Here is a 5,173-nt window from a genome sequence, read left to right on the forward strand (position 1 = left end):
GAGGCCGGGTTCTGGATCGAGCCGCCGGTCTCCTCGGCGAGCCCCAACACCGCGAGGCTGGCGGCGACGGCGGTCGCAGTGCCGGCGCTCGATCCGCCGGGCAGGAGGTCGGGCGCCATGGCGTTGAGCGTCGGGCCGGCCCAGCTGTCGTTGGCGTGGCTGCCCGTGGCGCTCAGCACGGGCACGTTGGTCTTGCCGAGGATGACGCAGCCGGCCGCGCGCATCCGTGCCACCACGGGCGCGTCGGTGGCGGGCATCAGGTCGACGCCCCCGGCCTTGGCGCAGAGGAAGTGCCAGCCGGCCGTGGTCGGCAGGCCGGCGACGTCCATCGTATCCTTGATCACGACCGGCACCCCGGCCAGCGGCCCGAGGGCCTCGCCGGCGGCCCGGCGGCGGTCGATCGCCCGCGCCTCCTCGACGGCGTGCGGGTTAAGGAAGATCACCGCGTTGTAGCGCGGGTTGTAGTTCTCGATCCGGGCCAGGAAGGCTCGGGTCAGGGCCTCGGCCGTCACGCCGCGCGCGAAGGCGGCCTGGGCGTCGGCGACGGTCATCTCGGACAGCATCCCGGCGAGATCGGGCGCGTCGGTCGGGGCGGCATCCATCGGAAACTCCGGGCTTGGGACGGACAGGCGGGGCGTCGGCGGCTCAGGCCATGCCGACGAATTCGTCGATCAGCGATCGGTCGCGTGCGACCTCGGGCGGGACCTCGCGGGTGATGACGCCCTTCTGAAGGATCAGGATGCGCTCCGAGAGGCCGGTGATGCAGGTGAGGTTCTGCTCGACGAGGAGCAGCGCGATCCCGCGCTCGCGCCCGATCCGCAGGAGGATCTCGATGATCTCCTCGATGATCGAGGGCTGGATGCCCTCCGTCGGCTCGTCCAGCAGCAGGATGGTCGGCCCGCCGCAGAGGCAGCGGGCGAGTGCCAGCAATTGCTGCTCGCCGCCCGACAGGGCGCCCCCGGGCCGGTCGAGATAGGCCTTCAGCCGGGGGAAGGTGGCGAGGATGTCGGCGATGGTCTCGTCCTCGCCGCGCTTCGACAGGAGGCAGCCCATGCGCAGGTTCTCGCGCACGCTGAGCGCCGGAAAGATCTCCCGGCCCTGGGGGACGTAGCCGAGGCCCATCCGGGCCCGGGCCGTCGGGCTGCGCCGGGTGACGTCGGCCCCCTCGAACCGGACCTGCCCGGCGGTGGCCGGCAGGTAGCCCATCAGGGTGCGCAGCAGCGTGGTCTTGCCCATGCCGTTGTGGCCGAGGATGCCGACGAACTCCCCCGGGCGTACCGCGAGGGTGACGCCGCCGAGGATCGGGATGCGGCCGTAGCCGGAATGCAGGCCCTCGACGGAGAGGAGCGGCGGGCTGGCTGAGGCGGTCATGTCAGGCGGCCTGCTTGCCGAGATAGACGTCGCGCACGCGGGCATCGGCCAGCACCGCGTCGACCGTATCCTCCATGAGGATCCGGCCCTGGTTGAACACCGTCACGGTCTTGGCGATCATCCGGATGAACGGCATGTCGTGCTCCACCACGATGAGGGCGTGGGTGCGGTTGATCTCGCGGATCAGCTCCGCCGTGCGGTGGACTTCCTCGTGGGTCATGCCGGCGGCGGGCTCGTCCAGGAGGATCAGCTCGGGCTCCTGGGCCAGCACGGTGGCGATCTCGACCCATTGCCGCTGGCCGTGGGCGAGCTGGCCGACGGTCCGCCCGGCGATGCCCGTGAGGTTGAGGCGCGTCAGCGTCTCGTCGACGATGCGGCGGGTGCGGGCGATGGACTTGCGCCGCCCGGCCGCCACGAAGACGTTCTCGTGGACCGAGAGGCCGTTGAACACGTTGGGCACCTGCGTCTTGATGCCGACGCCGAGCCGCGCGATGGCGTGGGGCTCGGCCCCGGTGATGTCGGTGTCGCGCAGGCGGATCAGGCCCTCGGTGGGTTTGAGCTGACCGGTCAGGATCTTGAAGAAGGTGCTCTTGCCGGCGCCGTTGGGGCCGATCAGGCAGCGCAGCTCGACCTCCCCGAGGGTGAAATCGACATCGGCGACCGCGGTCACGCCGCCGAACCGCATGGTCACGCCGCGAGCCTCGACGAGGGAGCGCAGCGGCGCGCCGTGATGGCCGGTGAGCGGGCTGAGGGCGTTCATCGTGCGCTCCCCGTGGCGAGCCCGTCCTGCGCCGTGCCGGCGACCCTGCGCGGCCGCCGCTCCAGCAGGCGCAGGCCGAGGCTGCGGGCGACCGGGACGAGGCCCTGGGGCACCAGCAGGACGAAGCCGACGAGGACGAGACCGAGGCCGAGGTTGGAATCCACCGCGCTCTGGCTGCCGGCGGCGATGATCAGCGCCTGGATCAGCACCGCGCCGAGCATCGGCCCGATCAGGGTGCCGAGACCGCCGACCAGCACGTAGATGATCACCTGCGCCGACATCGGCAGGGCGAAGACCGTCGGGCTGATGAAGCCGCCCCAGTTGGCGTAGAGGCAGCCGGCGAGGCCCGCGACCCCCGCGGCGATCATGAAGGCGATGAGCTTGTAGAGGCGCGGGTCGTAGCCGATCAGCTGCGCCCGGGTCTCGTTCTCGCGGATCGCCACCACCACGCGGCCGAGGCGGCTCGCCAGGATCCCCCGCAGCAGGGCGTAGACGAGGACCAGCGCGCCCATCGCGGCGTACCAGATCCCCTCGATGTCCAGGGGCTCGTCGGGGTGGCCGGGCGCATTGAGGGCGGGGATCGCCGGGATGCCGTTGAAGCCGCCGAGTTCCGCCACGCCGATCCGGTACTGGCTGCCCGAGGTGGCGTTGACCAGCTGGAACAGGATCACCGACACGGTGAGCGTGATGACGCCGATATAGGCGTCGCTGATCCGGCCGTAGAACATGAAGTAGCCGAGCAGACCGGCAAACAGCATCGGCACCAGGATCGACAGCAGGACGGGCACGCTGCTGTCGCCCATGTTGAGGACCGCGACCGCGTAGGCGTAGCCGCCGAGCCCCAGGAAGGCCGCCTGCCCGAAGCACATCACCCCCGCGAAGCCCCAGACGAAGCCCTGCGAGAGGCCGAACATCGCGAGCGCCGCGAAGCCGGTGCATTGAACGAGGCCGAACGTATCGAGGGCGTGCGGCGCCCCGAACAGGATGGCGAGGCCGAGGGCCAGGGTCGCCAGGAATCCCGCGGCGGAGAGCCGGCGGGCGGGGGCTTCGGAGGTCATAGGCTGCGCCTCAGGTAGCGGCCGGTGATGCCTTGCGGGAGGACGCGGATCAGCAGGATCGCCGCGACGAGGAGGGCGACGTCGCCGATGACCGGCGTGGTCTTGAACGAGACGAGTTCGTTGATGACGCCGAACAGGCTGGAAGCGAGGCCGGTGCCGGTGACGATGGCGGGGCCGCCGCCGAGAACCGTGATGAAGGCGCGGGCGATGTAGGCCGCGCCCATGGCCGGGGAGACGCCCGAGATCGGGGCAAGGACCCCGCCGGCAAGGCCCGCCAGGGCGGCGCCGAGGGCGAAGGTCGCCATGTAGATGCGGTTCGGCTGCACACCCAGCGCCGCGGCCATGCGCGGGTTCTGCATGGTCGCGCGCAGGATCAGGCCGAACTTGGTGAAGCGCAGCACCAGGAACATCGCTCCCAGCGCGGCCAGTGCCGTCGCCACGATGACGAGGCTGTAGAGGCTCGCCCCGTAGCGCCCGATGTCGAAGCTGCCGACCGGCGTCGAGACCCCGCGCACCACGTTGCCGTAGAGCGTGGTGATCAGCCCGATCAGACCCAGGCTGATGCCCCAGGTGGCGAGCATCGTGTCCATCATCCGCCCGTAAAGGAAGCGGATGACGGTGCGCTCCAGGATCAGCCCGATCGCGCCGACCACCAGGGGCGGCAGGACCAGCATCGCGATCCAGATGTTGACCCCGGCGCCGCTCGCCATGACCGCCGTGTAGGCGCCGAGCATCATGAATTCGCCGTGGGCAAGATTGATGATGCGCATCATCCCGTAGATCACCCCGAGGCCGAGGGTGATCAGCACCAGGGTGGCGATGCCGGTGAGGACGTTGAAGGCGAGCAGTCCCGCGAGGTCCATCGCCCTCAGCCCTTCAGGTCCGGCGTGAACTGCTTGTTCGTGCGCGGGTTCTTGATGAGATCGCAGGCGCCGCCGGTATCGGCCGGGAACGAATCCGGGAAGGTGGCGAGGATCTCCCACTTCCGGTCCTTCGGCCGGGCCAAGTAGGTGTTGCGGATGGTGTGGTGGGTGGCGCCGTCCATCGTGACCTTGCCCGTCGGGGACTCGATGGACAGGCCGCTCTCCAGGGCGGCGATGACCTTGTCGCGCTCGATCGAGCCGGCCTTCTTCACCGCCTCGGCCCAGAACAGGATGCCTTCGTAGGTGGCGGTGTCGAGCTCGCTGAGATCCGTGACGTCGGCGCCGAACTTCGCCTGCATGCCGGCGACGAAGGCCTTGCTCGCGGGTGTGTCGAGGTCGTTGTACCAGCCGTAGCAGGTGATGATCCCGTTCGTCGTGGAGGGATCCATCGTCGTCAGTTCGTCGCCGAGCCCGAACACGCTCGACCCGACCGGGATCTTGGACTTCATGCCCGCCGCGTCCCATTGGCGATAGAAGCCCGAATGGTTGGCGCCGACCAGTGCCGAGAGGACGAGATCGGGCTGCGCCTGCTGGATGCGGCTGATCGCGGACGAGAAGTTGGTGACGTCGAGGGGGAAGAAGTCGGTGCCCAGCACCGAGCCGCCGCCGTCCTTCATGAACTTCGTCATCCAGCTCGCGGTGATGTGTCCGTAATTGTAGTCCGCCGCGATGATGTAGGCCTTCTTGCCCCAGGTCTTGAGGGCATAATCGACGATGTGGTTGACGGTCTGCGCGGGGGTCGACCCGGTGCAGAACACGTTGCGGTCGCAGACGCCGCCCTCGTACTGGGTGTTGTAGAAGTAGAGAGTCCTCGCTCGGTCGAAGATGGGCCGGATCGCCTCGCGTGAAGCCGAGGTGATTCCGCCCTGGATGACGTCGACCTTGTCCTTGAGCGCGAGCTGCTGGGCATACTGGGTGTAGAGCTGCATCGACGATTGCGTGTCGTAGGCGATGAGCTGGATCGGCCGCCCCAGCAGCCCGCCGGCCTTGTTGAGTTGCTCGACCGCGTACTCAGTGGTCTCGATCATCCGCTTGCCTTCGAGGCCCAGCGCGCCCGATCC

General features: G+C 69.3%; 6 protein-coding genes. All 6 read right to left on the reverse strand.

Features of this window, described 5'->3' with window-relative positions; genetic code table 11:
• Window positions 1-602: amidase (locus I53_RS18720; protein WP_043353417.1), on the reverse strand; the 602-nt coding region annotated here is incomplete at its 3' end.
• A gap of 43 nt (window positions 603-645) precedes the next feature.
• Window positions 646-1,371, reverse strand: a complete 726-nt coding sequence (locus I53_RS18725; RefSeq protein WP_043353418.1) for an ABC transporter ATP-binding protein — start codon at window positions 1,369-1,371, stop codon at window positions 646-648.
• A gap of 1 nt (window position 1,372) precedes the next feature.
• Complete coding sequence (locus I53_RS18730; protein WP_051044886.1) at window positions 1,373-2,131, reverse strand: ATP-binding cassette domain-containing protein; 759 nt, start codon at window positions 2,129-2,131, stop codon at window positions 1,373-1,375.
• Window positions 2,128-3,189 (reverse strand): urea ABC transporter, encoded by a 1,062-nt coding sequence (locus I53_RS18735; RefSeq protein ID WP_043353420.1) that lies wholly within the window; start codon window positions 3,187-3,189, stop codon window positions 2,128-2,130. The genes I53_RS18730 and I53_RS18735 overlap by 4 nt, the downstream gene beginning before the upstream one ends.
• Window positions 3,186-4,052 (reverse strand): branched-chain amino acid ABC transporter permease, encoded by an 867-nt coding sequence (locus I53_RS18740; RefSeq protein WP_043353423.1) that lies wholly within the window; start codon window positions 4,050-4,052, stop codon window positions 3,186-3,188. Before I53_RS18740 ends, I53_RS18735 begins: the two co-directional genes overlap by 4 nt.
• A 5-nt stretch (window positions 4,053-4,057) precedes the next feature.
• Window positions 4,058-5,173: ABC transporter substrate-binding protein (locus I53_RS18745; RefSeq protein WP_043353425.1), on the reverse strand; the 1,116-nt coding region annotated here is incomplete at its 5' end.

This window comes from Methylobacterium sp. B1, from assembly GCF_000333255.1.
In the GTDB taxonomy this organism is placed as follows: domain Bacteria; phylum Pseudomonadota; class Alphaproteobacteria; order Rhizobiales; family Beijerinckiaceae; genus Methylobacterium; species Methylobacterium fujisawaense.

Excerpts from the sequence above, each read along its gene's own strand:
- I53_RS18735 (WP_043353420.1), bottom strand. The coding sequence starts at position 3,189 with ATGACCTCCGAAGCCCCCGCCCGCCGGCTCTCCGCCGCGGGATTCCTG.
- I53_RS18730 (WP_051044886.1), bottom strand. The coding sequence starts at position 2,131 with ATGAACGCCCTCAGCCCGCTCACCGGCCATCACGGCGCGCCGCTGCGC.
- I53_RS18725 (WP_043353418.1), bottom strand. The coding sequence starts at position 1,371 with ATGACCGCCTCAGCCAGCCCGCCGCTCCTCTCCGTCGAGGGCCTGCAT.
- I53_RS18740 (WP_043353423.1), bottom strand. The coding sequence starts at position 4,052 with ATGGACCTCGCGGGACTGCTCGCCTTCAACGTCCTCACCGGCATCGCC.